This window comes from Gottfriedia acidiceleris (assembly GCF_002128425.1).
In the GTDB taxonomy this organism is placed as follows: domain Bacteria; phylum Bacillota; class Bacilli; order Bacillales; family Bacillaceae_G; genus Gottfriedia; species Gottfriedia acidiceleris.
On the sequence record NZ_NESS01000016.1, the window covers coordinates 1 to 21,094 of the forward strand.

Below are 21,094 nucleotides of genomic sequence, written 5' to 3' on the forward strand. Positions count from 1 at the left end.
GACGATCAGGTTGATAGGTCAGAGGTGGAAGCGTGGTGACACGTGGAGCTGACTGATACTAATCGGTCGAGGACTTAACTAACAAGTTTGATAATGACATTATCTAGTTTTGAGGGTACAAAAATTATTATAAAAAACTTCGAAAAGTTATTGACTTTTAAATGAAGTTTGATATAATAATTAATGTCCTTAAGAAAATGAATCAAGTGATGATAGCGAAGAGGTCACACCCGTTCCCATACCGAACACGGCAGTTAAGCTCTTCAGCGTCGATGGTAGTTGGGGGTTTCCCCCTGTGAGAGTAGAACGTCGCTTGGTTTATGATCATTCCGCAGTAGCTCAGTGGTAGAGCACTCGGCTGTTAACCGAGTGGTCGTAGGTTCGAACCCTACCTGCGGAGCCATTTTTAGCTTAATGCTTCCATAGCTCAGCAGGCAGAGTACTTCCATGGTAAGGAAGAGGTCACCGGTTCGAGCCCGGTTGGAAGCTTAGGGAAAGTTGTACTGGCCCGTTGGTCAAGTGGTTAAGACACCGCCCTTTCACGGCGGTAACACGGGTTCGAATCCCGTACGGGTCACCATTTATATTACGGAGGATTAGCTCAGCTGGGAGAGCACCTGCCTTACAAGCAGGGGGTCGGCGGTTCGAGCCCGTCATCCTCCACCATTTTATTTAATAAATACCGGAGGGGTAGCGAAGTGGCTAAACGCGGCGGACTGTAAATCCGCTCCCTGTGGGTTCGGCGGTTCGAATCCGTCCCCCTCCACCATTTATTGTTGGGCTATAGCCAAGCGGTAAGGCAACGGATTTTGATTCCGTCATGCCCTGGTTCGAATCCAGGTAGCCCAGCCATTTTTTATTTAATCGTAATTTTATTACGAGCCATTAGCTCAGTAGGTAGAGCATCTGACTTTTAATCAGAGGGTCGAAGGTTCGAATCCTTCATGGCTCACTCTTTTTTTTTTATATGCGGAAGTAGTTCAGTGGTAGAATACAACCTTGCCAAGGTTGGGGTCGCGGGTTCGAGCCCCGTCTTCCGCTCCATTCGCATATATAAATAGTGGGGCCTTAGCTCAGCTGGGAGAGCGCCTGCCTTGCACGCAGGAGGTCAGCGGTTCGATCCCGCTAGGCTCCACCAATATACATAAAGTTAAACCTTAGTCATTTGACTAAGGTTTTTTGTTGTATATAATCATATGATATAGCAAATCTAAAGTGCAAAATGCATATGTATACAAAAAAATGTCGAGTTGACCCATTTGTTTCAAAAGATTTAAACTATTAATATAATTAATAACTTTAACAGTCAAAAAATTATATTTTTTCAAAATCAAGTAAGCGTTTTCTTTAATGAATTCAGTCGATGGGGGAAATAAAAATGTTAAAAGATATTTCAATTATTGGAGTACCATTAGATTTAGGACAAACTAGACGTGGAGTAGATATGGGACCAAGTGCAATTAGATATGCACAATTACACGAACGTATTGAAAGAATGTCTTATCAAGTAGAAGATTTAGGCGATATTTTAGTAGAACGTACACCAGTTAAAGAAGATAATTCAGAACATAATTTAAAGAACTTAAAATCTGTAAAAGAAACATGTGAAAAGCTTGCTGCTGAAGTGGATGAAGTTATTAAAAGAAATAGAATGCCATTAGTACTTGGCGGTGATCATAGTATTGCAATCGGTACATTAGCGGGTGTATCAAAACATTATAATAATCTTGGATTAATTTGGTTTGATGCTCATGGAGATTTAAATACTGCTGAAACATCTCCTTCTGGTAATATTCATGGTATGTCATTAGCTGTTTCTTTAGGTCATGGTCACGATTTATTAACAAAAATAGGTGGTTACTTCCCTAAGGTAAAACCAGAGAATGTAATCATTATTGGCGCTCGTGATCTTGATGAAGGCGAAAGAGCAATTATTAAAGAATTAGGAATTAAAGTTTATACAATGCATGAAATTGATAAATTAGGAATGACAAAAGTAATGGAAGAAAGCATTGACCACTTGAAAGGGTGTGACGGTGTACACTTATCATTAGATCTTGATGGTCTAGATCCAATTCACGTTCCTGGAGTTGGTACACCTGTTCCTGGAGGAATCACTTATAGAGAAGGTCATTTAGCGATGGAAATGTTATCTGATGCTGATATTATTACTTCAATTGAATTCGTAGAAGTTAATCCAATATTAGATGAAAGAAATAGAACAGCAATCGTAGCAGTCGCATTAATAGGCTCATTATTAGGTGAGAAGTTACTATAATTATTAAATAAAACTCACTGAAGTAGAATTAAGATACGTAGTCAATGTTCGAGCAAAATATCGAATATAAATTGTTAAATAAGGCTGTTATGAATAAGTATATGGTTATCTAAGCTATGAAAACATCCTTTTAAAGTTGGTTGGAACTAAAGGGGTGCTCGACTCATGGGATTAGCGGGAAGGCTGAAACCCCGCAGGAACGAAGAGGCTAAGGTCTTGCCCCGTTGAAAGCGAGCACCCTGTAATGAAAATCAACAAGACATTACGTATTTAATAGGAAAACTTCTTTTATCAAAAAGCTGGCATCTGCTAGCTTTTTTTGTTTTTAACCTAATAATTAAAAACTCTGGGAAATTGTCCTTTATAAACCACTAAAAAATTAAATAAAAAATTCCTTGTTATTCTCCTTCGAATTTATTGAACCAATATATATAAATACTGTAATTTTGTTTAATATAACTAAAATAGTCGTTAAAGTATTGTTAACATATTTAACAACTCACAAATTTTGTGTATTGAAAAAATATGGTATAATACTCAAGATACAGTTTTATTCTATAGAATTTGGAGGGTAAAAGATGCCTTCTTTACATATAAATTTTTTACAGTATTTACAAAATGGATTAGACATACTTATAGTTTGGTTTGTTATTTATAGATTAATTATCATTATTCAAGGGACGAAGGCTGTCCAACTCTTAAAAGGTGTAACAATCATTATTGTTGTAAAGGTATTAAGTAGCCTATTTGGCCTGCATACTTTACAATTTTTAATGGATCAAGCATTAACATGGGGATTCTTGGCGGTTATTATTATCTTTCAACCAGAATTAAGGAGAGCACTAGAACAGCTTGGACGTGGTCGCTTCTTCTCTAGAACGACAGGAAATGGGATTAACGACCGAAATGATATTGTTGAGAACATTGCAAAAGCCACTGAATACATGGCTAAACGAAGAATAGGTGCACTTATTTCTTTCGAGAGACAAACAGGTATGGGTGACTATATAGAGTCTGGTATTCGAATGAATGCTAATTTATCATCAGAATTATTGATTAATATCTTTATACCGAATACACCTCTACATGACGGAGCGGTAATTATACAAGGTGAAAAGATTACAGCAGCAGCCTGTTATTTACCTTTGTCTGAGAGTGCGTTTATTTCAAAGGAACTAGGAACGAGACATAGAGCTGCAGTTGGTATCAGTGAGGTTACTGACAGTATTACGATTGTAGTTTCCGAGGAAACAGGTGCAGTTTCAGTAGCAAGGAATGGAAATCTATACAGAGAATTATCAAAAGACGAACTTGTAAATTTATTAAATTCTGAACTAAAATCACCAGAAGAGTCCACTACATCTAAATGGAATTGGAAGGTGAAGCGTAATGGATAATTTTATGGATAATCGTTGGATATTAAGAGGAATCGCTTTATTAGTAACATTATTACTGTTTATGTCTGTCAATCTAGTTCCACAATCAAGTACATCGGGATTAGGAGATATTCCGTTTGTTAAAAATAAAGAATTAGTAAAAGAAGTACCAGTAACACCTATTTATGATCAGCACAATCTAATTGTAACTGGAATTCCAAAAAATGTTTCAGTGCAATTAGATGGACCTAATAGTATTGTAAAAACTGCTGAAATGAAAAAAGATTTTGAAGTTTATTTGGATTTAACTTCTTATGCTTTAGGTACATATGAAGTTCCTTTAAAAATTAGAAATATATCAGATAAAATAAAAGCAACTATTAAACCAAGAACAGTTAGAGTAACAATTAAAGAAAAAATTGAAAAAGACGTTTCAGTTAAAGTTGTTTATCTAAACGAAAAAAAGATTAAACATGGCTATAAAGCAGAGAATGCAATAGTTAAACCAGGTTCGATCAAAATAGTGGGATCAACAGACGAAGTGTCGCAAGTGGCATATGCGAGTGTTGGTGTGGATGTTACTGATGCGAATCAAACATTTAGCCAAGTGTTACCTGTTAAATTATACAATAAAAAAGGTGTTCAACTTCCGTTTACTACAAGTCCAAGAAAAGTTGAAGTAACTGTCCCCATTGTTTCAGAAAGTGCCAGCTTCCCGATTAAGTTAGTGCAAACCGGAACACTTAAAGATGGTTTAAAACTAAATAGTCTCGCTAGTAAAGTTGATTCAGTGAGAATTTATGCATCTAAAGATTGGTTGGACAAGTTTAGTGGACCTATAGAAGTGCCAGTCGACATATCTTCATTTGATCAAAGTGGTACATATGAAGTAAATGTACCTACTCCTAATGGTGCATTTAGAGTTGATACAAGCACGATTAATGTAGACGTTAATTTTGATGAAGAAATGGAAAAGAAATTTAGTAATATCCCTATTAATTTAGTAGGTGAAAATAATCAATTTGAATATAAGTTTACTAAGCCTCCTACAGGAAAAGTAGTAGTTACTGCTAAAGGATTTAAGGAAGACTTGGATGCGATTAATCTAAGCGATTTAAATATTACAGCAAAAGTTAATGGACTAGATCCAGGAACTAGAGATGTAGCGCTTACTATTACTGGCCCAAAAGGGGTTATATATAGTTTAGATGTTGATACAATAACGATTGAAATTACTGATAAAAAATCTGCTCAAACGGATGAAAATGAGAATTCAGGCGATGTAGGACAGTCATCGAATTAGAAGGAGAGTTAAAATGGGTAAATATTTTGGTACTGATGGTGTACGAGGAGTTGCAAATAAAGAGTTAACTCCTGAATTAGCATATAAGATTGGACGCTGCGGCGGCTATGTATTAACAAAAAATAATGTCAAACCTAAAATCATTGTTGGGCGTGATACACGTGTATCAGGACATATGCTTGAAGGAGCACTAGTTGCAGGATTATTATCAATTGGTGCTGAAGTTATGAGATTAGGGGTTATCTCTACTCCAGGTGTTGCCTATTTAACAAAAGCACTTGGGGCACAAGCTGGTGTTATGATTTCTGCTTCGCATAATCCTGTTGCAGATAATGGTATTAAGTTTTTTGGTCCAGACGGTTTTAAATTATTGGATGAGCAAGAAGATGAAATTGAAGAACTAATGGATGCAGAAGTTGATCGTCTACCAAGACCAACTGGAAATGATTTATGTCAAGTTAGTGATTACTTTGAAGGTGGTCAAAAATACTTACAATTCCTTAAAAATACAATTGATGAAGATTTCTCTGGCCTATTAGTTGCTTTAGATTGTGCACACGGTGCCACTTCTTCCTTAGCGCCATATTTATTTGCAGATTTAGAAGCGGATATAGTTACAATGGGGACAAACCCTAATGGATTTAATATAAATGATGGTGTAGGTTCTACACATCCTGAAGCATTAGCAGCTCTTGTAAAGGAAAAAGGTGCTGATATCGGTTTATCATTTGACGGAGATGGCGATCGTCTAATTGCAATCGATGAAAATGGTGAAATCGTTGATGGTGACCAAATAATGTATATTTGTGCAAAATATTTAAATGAAAAAGGTCGCCTAAAACAAAATACAATCGTATCAACTGTTATGAGTAACTTAGGCTTCTACAAAGCGGTAGAAACGAATGGGATGAAAAGTGCAGTTACAGGTGTTGGAGACCGTTATGTAATGGAAGAGATGAGAAAGAATGGTTTCAATCTTGGCGGTGAGCAATCTGGACACATCATCTTTTTAGATCATATTACGACTGGTGATGGTATGTTAAGTGCGATTCAGCTCGTGAGTATTGTAAAAGAAACAGGTAAAACTTTATCTCAATTAGCTGGAGAAATGAAAAAGTATCCGCAATTATTAATTAATGTTCGTGTTACAGATAAAAATGAAGCACTTAATAACGAACGCATTAAAGCAACCATTTCAGAGGTAGAAGATGAAATGAACGGCAATGGCCGTATTTTAGTTCGTCCTTCTGGTACTGAGCCACTTATTCGTGTAATGGCTGAGGCTCCTTCTGAGGCAGAATGTAAACAATATGTAGAACGTATTGTTGCTGTTGTCAAAGAAGAAGTTGGAGAATAATATAAATTAAAAAAATATGCATTGATGAGCACTTTTGTGTAAGTCTATGCATATTTTTGTTATATACAGCTATTCTATAATTTTTTTCAACATATTTTTGTTGACCATTTTAAACACAGTATAGTATAGTTGTTTTATTGTTTTCCTAACAAGGAAGGAGTATAGAAATAATAAAGTATTAAAAAAGCGCCAGAACTACACTAGACGTGAATGTGTAGTTGACGAGGTGGAGTTTTATCGAAGTTTCGGCGGATGACTCCCGGTTGCTGTATCACAACCGAAATTATTTATGTAAAACACATGGGTGACTGTGTGCACAAACGTAAATAATCTGATACACCGTTTAAAACAAATAAAAGAACTCGCTATATGAGCGGAATATGAAAGGTAGGTGGATATTGCTTGTAAGTCCTCTACCATTATTAAACATGACGAGGGAATAGAAAATTAAATAGTTAAACGGTTAGGAAAACAGCGTTCCATTCCTATACATTTTGTATGTCTTGTTTTAGGACTTACTAAGCAATAGTAATTATGTGTGGAATCGTTGGATATATTGGAAATGATAATGCGAAAGAAATTTTATTAAAAGGTTTAGAGAAATTAGAGTATCGTGGTTACGATTCTGCTGGGATTTCTCTTTTAACTGACAATGGTGTAGAAGTTTATAAAGAAAAAGGTAGAATTGCAGTATTACGCAAATCAATCCCTACAAAAGCGGACGGAAACGTTGGAATTGGTCATACTAGATGGGCAACACATGGTGCTCCAAGTAAACGTAATGCGCATCCTCACCAAAGCTCTACTGAACGTTTTACACTTGTTCATAACGGCGTTATCGAGAACGATGTACAATTAAAAAACGATTATTTAAATAACATTGAATTTACAAGTGATACAGATACTGAAGTAATTGTTCAGTTAGTTGAACGTCATATTAAAAATGGTTTATCTGTTCTTGATGCTTTTAGAGAAACACTAAAGCTTCTTAAAGGTTCTTATGCAATTGCATTATTAGATAAACAAAATGATGATGTAATTTATGTAGCAAAAAACAAAAGCCCATTACTTGTTGGTGTTGGTGAAGAATTTAATGTTATTGCATCTGATGCGATGGCAATGTTACAAATTACGGATCAATTTATTGAATTAATGGATAAAGAGGTTATTTTAGTTACTAAGGATCATGTTCAATTAATGGATCTTAACGGAAATATTAAAGAACGTTCTCCATATACTGCGGAAATTGATGCTAGCGACATCGAAAAGGGAACTTACCCTCATTTCATGTTAAAAGAGACAGATGAGCAACCTTTAGTAATCCGTAATATTATCCAAAAGTACCAAGATGAAAACGGCGAGCTTGTAATCGACGCTGAAATTAAAGCAGCTTTAGCAGAAGCTGACAGATTATATATTGTTGCTTGTGGAACTAGTTATCATGCTGGTCTTGTTGGAAAACAATTTATTGAAAAAATGGCGGGAGTTCCTGTAGAAGTACATGTTGCAAGTGAATTCTCTTACAATATGCCATTGCTATCAGAAAAACCATTATTCATTTATATTTCACAAAGTGGTGAAACTGCTGATAGTAGAGCATGTCTAGTACAAACAAATAAATTAGGTCACAAAGCAATTACACTTACAAACGTGCCAGGATCAACATTATCACGTGAGGCTGATTTCACTCTTCCTTTACACGCAGGTCCTGAAATCGCTGTTGCATCAACGAAAGCTTACACTGCACAATTAGCAGTACTTGCAATTGTTGCAAATGCTCTTGCAAAAGAAAAAGGAAAAACAGTTAACTTTAACCTAGTTAAAGAACTTGGAATTGTAGCAAATGCAATGGAATCAATTACAAACCAAAAAGAAGAGTTTGAAAAAATTGCTACAGAATATTTAGCTACAACACGTAATGCATTCTTCATCGGTCGTAACGTAGATTACTTCGTTTGCTTAGAAGGCGCATTAAAACTAAAAGAAATTTCTTACATCCAAGCAGAAGGATTTGCTGGTGGAGAATTAAAACACGGAACAATTGCTTTAATCGAAGAAGGGACTCCAATCTTCGCATTAGCAACACAAGAATCAGTAAACTTAAACATTCGTGGAAATGTAAAAGAGGTTGTGGCTCGTGGAGCTAACCCTTGTATCATTTCAATGGAAGGATTAAACATGGAAGGCGATCGCTTCATTTTACCAAGAGTACAAGAAGAATTATCTCCAATCCTTTCAGTAGTACCATTACAATTAATTTCTTACTATGCTGCTTTACATCGTGGTTGTGATGTTGATAAACCTCGTAATCTTGCAAAATCAGTTACAGTTGAATAATCAAATTAGTAATCTTACAGTTTAAAAGAAAAGATGTTTAAGAACAAGAAAGATTCATACTGAACAAGAAAGTTATACACTTACAAAAATTGATTCATACTGAACAACAAAGTTTCATACTAACAATTAGTCAAATAAAGATTAAATTAGGAACTAATAATATCAAATGGGAGTTGGAAAATATGATCAAATTTGAAAATAAAAATGTTCCAACTAAAGAAGATTTTCAAATTAGTGAAATTGATGAAAGAGTTGTAGTTAGAAAACCGAATAAATAATTTTCCCTATATTAGAAGCATTACTTCGGACATTTGAAGTAATGCTTTTGTTTTTCTTCTAATATTCTTTTAATTAATATAGAATTTTGTTTGAATTTTATTTAATTATGACGAAATATTCGGTAAAATTTAAGAATATGACTAAAAAACTATGAAGGTGATGCAATGTCTTTATTAAAATACCATTCTCATGACGATTTGGATTTAGATTATTGGCAAGAACTAGGAATTGCGATTAATCCTATTGTGGAGTTATCCAAAAATGAAGGATTAATAAATCAAAGGTTATCTAGCCTATTAAATAGGCTTACAATAGAATGTCTGAAGGAGCTCGCCACTCTTTATAATCTAGAGATTTATTCTGAAAGTACAAAAGAGAAAATAATTGACAGTTTTATTGGTTTGATCCTCGACAAAAAGAAAGAAATTATTATATTGCAAGATTTTTTAAATCGTAAAAAAAGAACTATTGATGAATTGTATTTATTAAAAATGAATAGTGAAGAAATTCATTATTCTACTTCATTGCCAAGGCTAATTCAAATGTTTAAGTTGTCTCCTAAGTTACTTATGGAAGGGTTGACATATTTTCTTTGGAATGAAAAAGGATCGGGTAAAATTTTTAGTATAAATAAAGTAATACCTATAAAAAACTTGCTAAAGTTAATAAGTGAATATAAGCAAACTTTTCCAGACAGACTTTATCAATTATCGGGCAAAGATAACAATTATAAAATCCATTCTTTTTTTGTAAATAAGACTGAAATTATTTTAAGCATTTATAAACAGGTAAACGATTCTACAAAGCAGGATTTTGATAAGGCGATACGAAATAAAGAAGTTTCTACTATATTGTTAAGTATTAATTCTGAACAAGAAATAGTGGAAGTAAAGGGAGCAAATAATTCAGACGCTGCACATATTATTACATATATTGAGGAAACCTTTCCTGTTAAAGTTTCTAAAATTGAAACAGGCGTATTTAAAAATTATGATCCAGTACTCATTAGTAATGCATTTTTATCTGGTGAACCCATTATTAAGAGTAAAGTTAAAGACTTCCTTGTGACAAAAATATCATTTAGAACAAGTTTACTAAAAAAGAGTCCAAAGATGACATATGAGCTTGAAAATGAAAGCATTTGGCCATCAGTTATAGATGCAAATGATAAAGGTATTTTAAGCTTTAGGAGCATTAAAGATATTGAACATATAATGGCTCAAGTTCAAAATAAGAAAAGACTTATTCGAAGCATAGTTCTTTCAAATGGTAACGTAGTTTTTTCAATGGATGATAGTAAAATGGATAAAGCAATTAAACAAAGTTTTATAGAACAATTTGAAGGTTTATTTGGAATTCCATTATTTCATGAAATATCTAACTATGAATTTTTTGAGGGAAAAGCAGATAAGCTTGACTATATAATGGCTTTATCAACATCTGCAACTTTAACTGAAGTAGAAAGAACATTATTTGATAAATTAGTTGCAAGTAAATTAATAAAAGAAAATAATAAACTTATCCTCACTTGTACTGCTTGTGGTGATGTTTCGGAAACGGAAGATATGTCCTTCGATCTTGAAACTTTTCATTGTAGTTGTGAAAATACATCCAGTTATAGTAAAAAGATTAGCAGTTGCGAAGTTGATATAAAAAAAGTAACTAGCAAGACGAAACAAATTTTAACACCTTCGTTATTAAAAATGGGTTATGTTGCTTCTCCGAAACCATCTACCATTAAAATTGACGAAGAAAAGTATCAGTTTATTAATTTTCATAATGACGATACTAATGAAACTATCCAATTATTTATTACTAGCGAGCATATTCGATCATCTTTTATGAAGCGAATAACTACCATGATGATTCCAACAATTATTGTTACGGTAGGAATGGTAGAAGAAGCTGTACAATCATTAAAGGATCAAGGCGTTTATCCTATTAGCTTTAGTAAAATTTATTTATCAGAAGAAGAAGAGTTGGAGAAGTTAATTCATAACAACATCGAAATCATAAAAATGCAATCTCAAACAATAATTTCTAAAGCTGCTGATCATGCTACGGAATCATTAGAAAGAACAAAAAGTAAGCCAAGTGAAATTGTTGAGGGTTATGATGACAAAATATTTGAAGATGATGTTTTTGCCATCCTAAAAGATTTAGTACCTAATGGTGAAAAATGGGGAAAAGAAAAGAGTGGTAAACCCTTTCCTGAAGGAATTTTTGCAATTTCGACTAAAAACACTAAACGTGAAGATCTTAGAAGAGTTTTCTCGTATGACTGCAAATTTACAAAAAAAGACATAGGATATGATTTAGCTAAAGCAGAACAACGCAAAGCTATTGATTACGTTGAAAAATTAAATGATAATCCATTTATTCTAAGGTTTAGTGATAAAGAAGAACTAAGTGCACATTTATTTATATCAAATCGATTTCAAGATCACCAAAAGGATGGTATGCGTGAATACTTTAACGAAAAATTGGGTGAAAAATACGACACACATCCTGTTTTTCTAGATATTCAATCACTTTTATATTTACATAAGTGTTATAGAAAGAATGTCGAACATATAGATGCTAATAGAAATCTTTTTTATGAACGACTTATTCATTTGTTTACAAGGGAAAACATTACTCAACAAGAAATTGATAAAATGTTTAGAACTGTATTAGATAGGGAACTGGTTGAGCACCGAAATCTAGATACTAAAAAAGTGACTGATTCTTTAGAAGAAGGGATATAAATGTTTAAAGGAGGATCACAATGGTTAAATTGGGAGTTGATAAACAGGCCTTACTAAATTATTGTAATCTTTTTGGTCCAATAATTGAGGAACAAATTGCAACTTATTATAATCCTGATTTTATCATCCATTTCAAACAATCTACCTACAGTTTATCGTTCTTAAAGGAAAGAATTATTATTAGTATTATAAAAAATAACAGAATTTCTGATATTAAGCACTATGATTACATTGATCTTATACCGGATTCTTTTCTAAAACAACTACTTAAAGTTGAACCATTACCATCAAGAGTACGGAGATACCGTAAAATAGGTGTTGAACGATTACGACGAGAGATTATTGATGAATTACGATTGGGAGCTATAACAACAACAGACGATTCAACAGCAGTATGGGATGATTATAGTCTTAAGATCAAAATTTCAAAAGAATTACAAATGGAACAAGTTGTTCATTAGAATACTAGGCTGCAAAAAAACGGTTCACTTTAAAAGTATATAAGCAATAAATGAAAAGTATAAATAATTTTTAAAGAGGAGGATCCTATATATAGGATCTCTTTTTTTATTTTAATCATATAAATTAAAGGAATAGCTATAGCAGATGTCGAATATTGTAAGCTTGTGCTGTTTTGATTAAAAAATTAAAAAAGTAATTCAAGAACCTAGTAAAATATATGAAGTTGGAGATGACATATATATGAAAAATCCCTGGGAGTGGACGACTGTAGCTGATATAGAAGAGCTTATTAAAAATGAAGTTCAGGAAGATTTGTACTTAGATTATAAGCAAAGTGATTCTCTTTTTAATACGCCAGGAAATAAAAAAGAAATAAGTAAAGATGTTTCTGCATTTGCCAACTCTGGCGGAGGAACACTAGTTTACGGCGTTATTGAAGATAAAGCTACACATTTACCTATTGCTATTGATGATGGAGTAAACCCAAGAGAAATAAGTAAGGAGTGGCTTGAAAATGTTATTACATCAAATATTCATAGAAAGATACCCGATTTAAGAATCAATCAAATTCGTTTAACAAGCGGAAATGTTATTTATGTTGTTTATGTTCCACAAAGTTCTCTTGCTCCTCACATGGCTGCAGACAAAAGGTATTATAAACGTTATAATTTTAAGTCAGAGTCAATGACAGAATATGAGGTAAGGGATGTAGGTAATCGTTTTGTTGCACCGAATCTTATGTTGAACATAGAAATTCAAAATCAACCTGATCCTTTAATTGGTTCAGATGAAAATTACACTAACCAAATTGGTCTGAATATTTATATATCTAATGAATCTATTACGCCTGCTACATATACAGCAATTAAATTGAGCTTTGATCCTAAAATTAATTTACCTAGTTTAGGAGGAGAAGAAGAGGAAAGTGTGTATATTATTGAAGATCGATCAATGATAATGAAATCATTTGTGAAACACATCTCGCCAACAGATAAACCAATCCTAAAAGGGTTTGCTCTTAAATTATTCGGTATGGGATTCATCATGAGATTACCAAAAGAACCTGGAAATTATTATATTGTTTCTGAAGTAAGTACAGGAGGAGCTGAACCTAAACAATTCAACTATAAGCTATTCCACGATGGTAGTATATTAAAAATTGAACAAGTTTCAATTTAAAAAACAATATTGAGAATTACATAGTAGGCTCAATTATTTTTATAGTATATTACTTTACTAGGCACTCAATAAAGAGTGTCTTTTTATTTTTAATAATGAATTTAACTCCATGCATATTCAATTGAAATAATCCAATTTAGCTCTTTATTATACTTTTTGATTTTAAAGTTTAGAAAAAATCGCTGAATATTTTAAAGCCGAAATTATAGTATAATAGAAAATAATATAAATAAAATTTCTTTTTATAAAGGCCATATTCATATAAATTAATAATTTATCTAGGAGGAATTAATTTGGTTACATCGGCAAGTGTTAAAAATAAAGTTGATGCGATATGGAATATTTTTTATTCAAATGGTGTTAATAATCCACTTACAGCAATTGAACAAATGACATATATGTTATTTATTCAAGGTCTAGATGAGTTGCAACAGAGAAAAGAAGCGTATGCAAATGATATGAGTGAATTGCTTGGGGAAGTTGTCCCGATAGAAAATCCAATTTTTATAACTAAAGAAGAACAACGGTATCGTTGGAGTAATTTAAAAAACATGAGCAATACCGAAGAATTGTACATGTTAGTTCGAGATGAAGTATTTACGCATATGAAAAAATTGGGGAAAGAAGAAGATAGAGGAATTGCAAACCACTTAAAACATGCTCGACTAGAAATCCAAGATCCATCTGCACTTAGTCGAATTATTTCAGAAGTTGATGAACTTGTGTCAACTATTGAAAGTTTAAATTATCATCAAGAAGATGGCGATGCAGATACACTTGGTGATTTATATGAATATTTACTTATGAAGATTGAAACGGCAGGACGTAACGGACAATTTCGTACCCCTGCACATATTCGTAATTTGATGGTCGAGCTAATGAAGCCAACACCTGAGGATACCATATGCGATCCGAGTGTGGGAACGGCGGGATTTTTGGTCTCTTCGCTAGCTTATTTGTTAAATAATTATAGAGACATATTTACAGATCCAGAAAAAGAGGAACAAAAAAACCGCTTTTATCATGATGTATTACATGGAATAGATAATGATATAACAATGGTGCGAATTGCAGCAATGAATTTATATCTTCATGGAATTGAAGCACCAAACATTTCGTATGGTAATTCTTTGTCAAAAGAAAACAAAGTTGAAGGACAATATAGTCTAATTATAGCTAATCCGCCTTTTAAAGGGACAGTTGATGCAGAGGTTATTGCCAGTGATTTAACAGACATTGTACCTTTAACTACCTCAACCAAGAAGGGGAAAGATGGTAAACCATCCCAAAAAATATCTAAAGCGAAAACAGAATTATTATTTCTTGCGTTGATTTTACGCATGTTAAAAATAGGTGGTCGCGCGGCTGTTATTGTACCAGATGGTGTTTTATTTGGAGGAAATAAGGCACCAGTGTCTGTTCGCAAGGAAATAATTGATAATCACAAGTTAGAAGCTGTTATTTCTATGCCATCTGGTGTTTTTAAACCATATGCTGGTGTGTCGACAGCAATTCTTATTTTTACCAAAACAAATCATGGTGGAACAAATAAAGTTTGGTTCTACGATATGTTAGCGGATGGATATACATTGGATGATAAGAGAAGCCCGATCTCGGAGAACGATATACCAGATATACTATCGCGATTTGAGAATTTAAATAAGGAAAGTGATCGAAATCGTGCAGATCAATCATTTTTTGTTCCCGTTTCGGAAATCCGTGAAAATGGTTACGATTTAAATATTAATCGCTACAAAGAAACAATTTATGAAGAAGTACAATACGATGATCCAAAGAAGATTATTTCAGATATCAAGAACCTACAAAATAATATATTTGAAGGTCTTAAACGTTTGGAGGATATTATAGGATGACAGTTGAGCATTTCAGATTAGGGGACATTGCGCTTATTTCAGCCGGAGGTACGCCTAATAGGAGCCAAAAACTATATTGGGAAAATGGCGACATTCCTTGGGTGAAAATTAGTGATATGAAAAATAAGTACGTAACTAGTACTGAAGAAAAAATTACTATTGAAGGATTAAATAATTCTTCAGCAAAAATTATAAAAAAAAATACAATTTTATTTTCTATTTTTGCTACATTAGGAGAAGTATCAATATTAAAAATTGATGCATCCACGAACCAAGCAATTGCAGCAATTATGGTAGATGAAAATAAAGTAGATATTAATTTTTTATTCTATTATTTAAAGAGTATTAAGCAATCGATAATGAATTCAGGGAGAGGTGTAGCACAAAACAACATAAATTTATCTATTCTAAAAAATTTAATTATACCTTTACCTCCTCTTTTAGAACAAAAAAAAATTGCACTTATTTTAGATGAAGCACAATTTTTGATCGCATTTCAAAATGAAAGCATAGATAAAATGGATAAGCTAGTTCAATCTTTGTTTTTGGAAATGTTTGGTAACCCTGTAAATAATTCTAGAAATTTGCAGAAGGTTAAATTAGAAACTTTGGGGAGCCTAAACAGGGGTAAATCTAAACATAGACCTAGAAATGCTCCTGAACTATTAAATGGTCCATATCCATTAATTCAAACTGGTGATGTTGCCAAGTCAGGATTGTTTATTGAGCATTATACACAGACTTATTCGGAGATCGGATTAAATCAGAGTAAAATGTGGGATGAAGGTACATTATGTATAACAATTGCTGCAAATATTGCCAAGTCAGGAATATTAAAATTTAATTCATGTTTTCCTGACAGCATAGTTGGATTTATTGCAGATGAAAGTAAGACTAATAATATTTATATACACTATTGGCTTACATTTTGGCAAAAAATATTAGAAGAAACGGCACCAGAATCTGCACAAAAAAATATTAATTTAAGTATTTTAAATAATCTTGAAGTAATGATCCCAAAAGTTGATAAACAAAATGAATTCAAAGAATTTGTTTTGGAAGTCGAAGAACAAAAAAAAGTAATGCAATTAAGCCTATCACAATTAGAACAAAATTTTCATACTCTACTTAACCGTGCTTTTAAAGGTGAATTAATAGTTAAAGAAGAAGTGAGTTAAATAGTGATTTTACCTTACGGCCTTTAAAGTGAGGGATATATCTTCTATTATTTTTTGGAGGTGAAATGTTTGTTTTTAGTAGATTTTCTAAGTCAAGAATTCGCTTCGATTTATGAGGTTGCATTAGAAGCTGAAAAAAATATATACACAGCTCCTAGAACGAGTATTTTTTATAGTCGTCATACATTAGAACGTGCTGTTAATTGGTTGTATGACAACGATGACTACTTAATTAAACCCGAAAAAGATACACTACACGAACTACTTTTATCGAAAACTTTTCAAGAAAATTTGAATAGAGGAATGGGTTATACTTTAGATTACATTAGAAGAATAGGTAACCGGGCTGTACACAGTGAAGAACTATTCCGTTCTAACAAGTCATTAGAAGTATTTAAATACCTTCATTCTTTTTTGGGATGGATCCACAGGTATTACAGTGAACTTCCGCAAAATGATTATCCATTTAATGAAGAGGTTTTAAAATCTCATCATGTTGGTGGAATTGTTGAAAAGAATGAAGCTGAATTGCTACAATTATCAAAGCAATTAGAAGATCGTGGTAAAGAATTATCTCTTCTTCAAAAGGAAAATAATGCACTGAAGGAACGTTTACAATATCAAAACCCACGTACAAGAGTTAAAAATAACATTACATCTTATACGGAAGAGGAGACACGTACATTAATTATTGATGAAATGTTATTAGAGAGTGGATGGAGTGTTGATAGAGCAAACCTAACTCATGAACATCCTGTTGATGGACAACCAACTCCTACTGGTAAAGGTTTTGTAGATTATGTTGCTTGGGATGATAGTAAGGTACCAATCGCAATTGTTGAAGCTAAAAGAACCAGTATTTCACCTAAAGACGGGCATATTCAAGCTTTGAATTATGCGAGAAGTATAGAAAAACACTATGGAATATTTCCTGTTATTTTTTTAACGAATGGATTTGATGTATTTATATCAGAGAAAGAAGAAGAATATCCTAGGCGAGTAAACGGTTTCTATCGCCTTGACGAACTAAGTAGAAGTATTCATCGTAGAGAAAACAAAAAACCTCTTAAAGATATAGTACTGCGTAAGGAAATTGCAGGAAGGTATTATCAGGAAGAGGCAATTCGTCGCGTCACTGAAACATTTGAAAAAGGTAATCGCCATGCGCTTGTCGTAATGGCGACAGGAACAGGAAAAACTAGGACTGTAGCTTCTCTAATAGATGTATTAACACGTGCAGAATGGGTGAAAAAAATACTTTTTTTAGCAGACCGTAAAGAACTTGTATCGCAAGCAAGTGGTACATTTACTGAATTTTTACCTCATCAACCATCTGTAAATATGCTAAGAGATCGCTATGATACATCAGCTAATTTTTATTTTTCAACATATGGTACTATGATGAATGCATTAGATCAAAGAAAAAGTAATGGTGAAAAGCAATTTAGTGTTGGGGCATTCGATCTAATAGTAATCGATGAGGCACATCGTTCAGTTTATCAAAAATACGGTAGTGTTTTTCAGTACTTTGATAGTTTGTTAGTTGGATTAACTGCAACACCTAAAAGTGATCTGGATAAAAATACGTTTAGTGTATTCCAGTTAGAAGATGGAATTCCAACTTTTGCATATGAATATGAAAAAGCAGTTGAGGAAAAATTTCTTGTTCCAGCAATACCAATTTCGGTTGAAACGACATTTTTACGAGAAGGAATTCAATACGAATTACTAAGTGAGGAAGAGAAAGAAAAATACGAAGATACATTTACTGATAGTGTAACTGGTGAAATGCCAACTAGTATCGAACCATCGCATTTAAATGAATGGCTATTTAATAGTGATACAATGGATTCTGTTTGGAAAGTGTTGATGGAACATGGTATTAAAATAAATAGCGGCGATGAGATCGGAAAAACTATAATATTTGCTAAGAATAAGGAACATGCACGTTTCATGGTTGATCGCTTCTATGCTCTATTCGGAAGCCAATATCACAGTGAGTTTGTACAAGTTATTGATTACCATGTGAGGAATCCTGAGCACATCATTAAAAATTTTAAACGAAGTGATCGGTTTCCAAGAATTGCGGTATCTGTCGATATGCTCGATACAGGGATCGATGTCCCCGAGATAGTAAATCTTGTACTCGTGAAACCAGTCTATTCAAAAGCTAAATTTTGGCAAATGATAGGACGAGGTACGAGATTATGTGAAAATCTATTCGGTCCAGGACTAAATAAAAAGGAATTTTACGTTTTCGATTTTTGTAAAAACATAGAGTTTTTTGAAGCGTTCCCAGAAGGTAAAGAAGCAAAAGCAGTTATACCTCTAAGTACAAAACTAAATGAGGTCAAGGCTCGATTAATCTTCCAACTTAGCCAAGAAGAGCATAAAGAAGATGATAATAACCTATCTTTAAGAAATAGCTTAGTAAACGAGTTTCTCCATAATATAAAATCATTAGATAAAACGCATTTTTTAATAAAGCCTTATCGTGCATATGTTGAAAAGTATGAAAATCCTGTTTTTTGGGAGAGCCTACTGGAAGACGAACTACGTGAAATTATTGATTATATTGCTCCTTTAATAACTGTTGATGATCTCGATAGCAAGAAACGTTTCGATCTTCTATTACTTACGGGATTACTTGGTATCCTTAAGGGGGAAGAGGTTTCGCAATCTTTGGTCAAGCGTTTAACTGTGATTGGTCGGGAGTTAGAAAAAAAACGAAATTTGGAAGAAGTCCAAAATGAAATAAAACTTATTCGTGAAATTCAAAAGCCTATATTTTTTGAACATTGTACAGTGGAGAAACTTCTACATGTACATGGAAAACTGCGGGATCTCATTAAATATATGGATAAGAACGAAGTGAAACCACTTTACACTGATTTTGTAGACAAAGTTGAAAGTATAACAGTTAGAGAATTACCTCGTCAAAGTGATTACCATGATTATCGTACGGAAATTCGATCATATTTGAAAGGTTCCTTAGCACAATCACTTGCCCTTCAAAAAATACGAAACAACAGAGAAATAACATTGAGTGATTTAGAACAATTAGAAAGTATTCTTTTTCAAGAACGAGAAGAAGCCCGTGAAGAATTTTATTCTCATTTTGGCGCTGAAAAAGGGTTAACAGTACTTGTTCGACAGTTATTAGGTTTAGATTTAGCTGCCGCTAAAGAAGCTTTTAGTGAATTCCTTGAAGATAAAACTCTAAACAGTAATCAAATTGATTTTATTAATATTATAATTGATTACTTTGTACAGTACGGAGTACTTGAACCTAAAAAATTGTTTGAAGAGAAACCTTTTACTAATAAACATAGTTCAGGGGTAATTGGATTATTTCCAGAAAAAGCGAAACGAATGAAGTTAATGCGTATCGTACAAAGTATTAATAAGCATTCAGAAATAAGCTAACAAATAATGGTGAATTGACATATGTCAATTCACCATTATTTGATTTGTTTACTAATCTCATATGATCGAAAAAATATTAATAAGAGTTAGTAATATCATGTATGTTCTAATTTATTTTTATCCATAAATTTTTTGTGTATTTTTGATTTGAATCCTTGCATGGCGAGAGGAATTGCTACTGAATTTGCACTCAAAATCTCATCATGAAAGTTTTGAAACTCCTTAGGAGATACACGACCGTTCCCTTCAATTATAACGAGTTGTTTCTTTTCTTCTTCTTTATCAATTTGAGTGAAAACCCAAAAAGATGCTTTGTGATTTTGACTATTTACTCGATGCACTTTTACTTTACTAATCTTCATATCACGTAACCCCTCCTTAAAATAATATATCTCATAATAGCCCACATACTAATTTATGGTAAGTGCATGTGAAAAAATGACAAAGTGTAAAACATGTCAAATCAAATGCGCTAAAACGAAGCAATGAAAAGAAACTTAAAAATAAAAAAAGGAGATTTTTATGATAAAAAGAATAACTAATCATTCTATAAAAAAAGGGTGATTAGAAATGTATTTCGATAATCTTAGAAAAGTATTGAAGATTTATAATAACGATTCAAAAACAGATCTTGCAATAAAAACAAAAGAAATTTTAATTAAAAATGGTAAAATTAAGGACTCGGTAAGAGTAACCGAAATTAAGGAGTATTTAGAAAATTTTATCTCTGGTGAAAAAAACACATCAACAGTTTATTTAGAAGGGTTTTTAGCTGCAATAGATACGTATGGTGAAGACTATGCTCTTACCCTGATAAAGGGAAGTAAGACAAATAATAGTGATCCTTCTTGGCGTGATATTATGCTGTTAATAACAAACGATTTACCTATAAAACAGTTAAAAAAATATAAAGGAAATATAGCTATTATACTTAAATTTAAAGATCTATTTAGTACGTTAGCTGAAAAGTGTATTACGAATGATGAAAGTGAAACGTTAACAAGGCTTGAAACATTAATAAAGATATTTAGATGAATAAATTAATACTATTAACAGATACATTTACGATAATGTATCTGTTTTTTTTTTTTTTTGTGTTTCCAAACACAAATATGTATATAATTTGTGTTTTTAAGCAACACTAATATTAGGATAAATATCATTTGTTTACCTATATTGATTTAGATTACTTACTATTTTCCTATGTGAAAAATGCAAGTTTTCTATTGTTCTGAAGGGCGGAATTACCAATGTAAAAATTTTAATACCTAGTTATACTGTTTCTCTAGGGAGTGATT

At 32.8% G+C, this 21,094-nt stretch carries 13 protein-coding genes, 9 tRNA genes and 2 rRNA genes; 23 read left to right on the forward strand and 1 reads right to left on the reverse strand.

Translation table 11 applies throughout. The features are described from left to right. The 22 genes from B6K90_RS19960 to B6K90_RS20065 form a co-directional block, all read left to right on the forward strand. Positions 1 to 82 (forward strand): 23S ribosomal RNA (locus tag B6K90_RS19960); the annotation flags it as partial. Positions 83 to 202: 120 nt separating this feature from the next. Continuing rightward, positions 203 to 318: ribosomal RNA gene (gene rrf / locus B6K90_RS19965) — 5S ribosomal RNA — on the forward strand. 10 nt (positions 319 to 328) lie between these two features. Further along, a tRNA-Asn gene (locus tag B6K90_RS19970) sits at positions 329 to 403 on the forward strand. A gap of 13 nt (positions 404 to 416) precedes the next feature. Then, positions 417 to 489, forward strand: a tRNA-Thr gene (locus tag B6K90_RS19975). A gap of 16 nt (positions 490 to 505) precedes the next feature. Then, positions 506 to 580 (forward strand) — tRNA-Glu (locus tag B6K90_RS19980). Between the two features lie 10 nt (positions 581 to 590). Beyond that, a tRNA-Val gene (locus tag B6K90_RS19985) sits at positions 591 to 666 on the forward strand. 18 nt (positions 667 to 684) lie between these two features. Beyond that, a tRNA-Tyr gene (locus B6K90_RS19990) sits at positions 685 to 769 on the forward strand. Between the two features lie 8 nt (positions 770 to 777). Beyond that, positions 778 to 852: transfer RNA gene (locus B6K90_RS19995), tRNA-Gln, on the forward strand. Positions 853 to 879: 27 nt separating this feature from the next. Further along, positions 880 to 952, forward strand: a tRNA-Lys gene (locus tag B6K90_RS20000). 17 nt (positions 953 to 969) lie between these two features. Continuing rightward, a tRNA-Gly gene (locus B6K90_RS20005) sits at positions 970 to 1,044 on the forward strand. A gap of 18 nt (positions 1,045 to 1,062) precedes the next feature. Next, positions 1,063 to 1,138, forward strand: a tRNA-Ala gene (locus tag B6K90_RS20010). 240 nt (positions 1,139 to 1,378) lie between these two features. Continuing rightward, positions 1,379 to 2,278, forward strand: a complete 900-nt coding sequence (rocF, locus tag B6K90_RS20015) for an arginase (RefSeq protein ID WP_088014518.1) — start codon at positions 1,379 to 1,381, stop codon at positions 2,276 to 2,278. A 578-nt stretch (positions 2,279 to 2,856) separates the two neighbouring features. Beyond that, positions 2,857 to 3,675 carry a diadenylate cyclase CdaA gene (cdaA, locus tag B6K90_RS20020; protein ID WP_088014519.1) on the forward strand — a complete coding sequence of 273 codons (819 nt, stop codon included), beginning with the start codon at positions 2,857 to 2,859 and terminating at the stop codon, positions 3,673 to 3,675. Next, positions 3,668 to 4,957 carry a CdaR family protein gene (locus B6K90_RS20025; protein ID WP_088014520.1) on the forward strand — a complete coding sequence of 430 codons (1,290 nt, stop codon included), beginning with the start codon at positions 3,668 to 3,670 and terminating at the stop codon, positions 4,955 to 4,957. The genes cdaA and B6K90_RS20025 overlap by 8 nt, the downstream gene beginning before the upstream one ends. A 13-nt stretch (positions 4,958 to 4,970) precedes the next feature. Then, a complete protein-coding gene (gene glmM / locus B6K90_RS20030) occupies positions 4,971 to 6,314 on the forward strand; it encodes a phosphoglucosamine mutase (protein WP_088014521.1) in 1,344 nt (447 codons plus the stop codon). A gap of 534 nt (positions 6,315 to 6,848) precedes the next feature. After that, the gene (gene glmS, locus B6K90_RS20035) at positions 6,849 to 8,651 is read left to right on the forward strand and encodes a glutamine--fructose-6-phosphate transaminase (isomerizing) (protein ID WP_088014522.1); all 1,803 of its coding nucleotides are present in this window, start codon (positions 6,849 to 6,851) and stop codon (positions 8,649 to 8,651) included. A gap of 443 nt (positions 8,652 to 9,094) precedes the next feature. Beyond that, entirely contained in the window at positions 9,095 to 11,677 is a 2,583-nt protein-coding gene (locus B6K90_RS20040; protein ID WP_088014523.1) for a hypothetical protein, read from the forward strand. Positions 11,678 to 11,697: 20 nt separating this feature from the next. Then, positions 11,698 to 12,138 carry a hypothetical protein gene (locus tag B6K90_RS20045; RefSeq protein ID WP_088014524.1) on the forward strand — a complete coding sequence of 147 codons (441 nt, stop codon included), beginning with the start codon at positions 11,698 to 11,700 and terminating at the stop codon, positions 12,136 to 12,138. Between the two features lie 241 nt (positions 12,139 to 12,379). Then, on the forward strand, positions 12,380 to 13,318 hold the full coding sequence (locus B6K90_RS20050; protein WP_088014525.1) for an AlbA family DNA-binding domain-containing protein: 939 nt from the start codon (positions 12,380 to 12,382) through the stop codon (positions 13,316 to 13,318). A gap of 293 nt (positions 13,319 to 13,611) precedes the next feature. Continuing rightward, entirely contained in the window at positions 13,612 to 15,192 is a 1,581-nt protein-coding gene (locus B6K90_RS20055) for a class I SAM-dependent DNA methyltransferase (RefSeq protein WP_088014526.1), read from the forward strand. Further along, entirely contained in the window at positions 15,189 to 16,370 is a 1,182-nt protein-coding gene (locus B6K90_RS20060; RefSeq protein ID WP_088014527.1) for a restriction endonuclease subunit S, read from the forward strand. Before B6K90_RS20055 ends, B6K90_RS20060 begins: the two co-directional genes overlap by 4 nt. 69 nt (positions 16,371 to 16,439) lie before the next feature. Further along, positions 16,440 to 19,796, forward strand: a complete 3,357-nt coding sequence (locus tag B6K90_RS20065) for a DEAD/DEAH box helicase family protein (protein WP_139840768.1) — start codon at positions 16,440 to 16,442, stop codon at positions 19,794 to 19,796. Positions 19,797 to 19,891: 95 nt separating this feature from the next. On the opposite strand, the gene B6K90_RS20070 is transcribed toward B6K90_RS20065, so the two are convergent. Continuing rightward, positions 19,892 to 20,158 (reverse strand): hypothetical protein, encoded by a 267-nt coding sequence (locus tag B6K90_RS20070; RefSeq protein WP_088014529.1) that lies wholly within the window; start codon positions 20,156 to 20,158, stop codon positions 19,892 to 19,894. A 208-nt stretch (positions 20,159 to 20,366) separates the two neighbouring features. Between B6K90_RS20070 and B6K90_RS20075 the strand changes: the two genes are divergently transcribed. Beyond that, positions 20,367 to 20,831, forward strand: a complete 465-nt coding sequence (locus B6K90_RS20075) for a hypothetical protein (RefSeq protein WP_088014530.1) — start codon at positions 20,367 to 20,369, stop codon at positions 20,829 to 20,831. Positions 20,832 to 21,094 lie beyond the last annotated feature (263 nt).

Coding starts and splice junctions, on each gene's coding strand:
- rocF (WP_088014518.1), top strand. CDS start 1,379: ATGTTAAAAGATATTTCAATTATTGGAGTACCATTAGATTTAGGACAA.
- cdaA (WP_088014519.1), top strand. CDS start 2,857: ATGCCTTCTTTACATATAAATTTTTTACAGTATTTACAAAATGGATTA.
- B6K90_RS20025 (WP_088014520.1), top strand. CDS start 3,668: ATGGATAATTTTATGGATAATCGTTGGATATTAAGAGGAATCGCTTTA.
- glmM (WP_088014521.1), top strand. CDS start 4,971: ATGGGTAAATATTTTGGTACTGATGGTGTACGAGGAGTTGCAAATAAA.
- glmS (WP_088014522.1), top strand. CDS start 6,849: ATGTGTGGAATCGTTGGATATATTGGAAATGATAATGCGAAAGAAATT.
- B6K90_RS20040 (WP_088014523.1), top strand. CDS start 9,095: ATGTCTTTATTAAAATACCATTCTCATGACGATTTGGATTTAGATTAT.
- B6K90_RS20045 (WP_088014524.1), top strand. CDS start 11,698: ATGGTTAAATTGGGAGTTGATAAACAGGCCTTACTAAATTATTGTAAT.
- B6K90_RS20050 (WP_088014525.1), top strand. CDS start 12,380: ATGAAAAATCCCTGGGAGTGGACGACTGTAGCTGATATAGAAGAGCTT.
- B6K90_RS20060 (WP_088014527.1), top strand. CDS start 15,189: ATGACAGTTGAGCATTTCAGATTAGGGGACATTGCGCTTATTTCAGCC.
- B6K90_RS20070 (WP_088014529.1), bottom strand. CDS start 20,158: ATGAAGATTAGTAAAGTAAAAGTGCATCGAGTAAATAGTCAAAATCAC.
- B6K90_RS20075 (WP_088014530.1), top strand. CDS start 20,367: ATGTATTTCGATAATCTTAGAAAAGTATTGAAGATTTATAATAACGAT.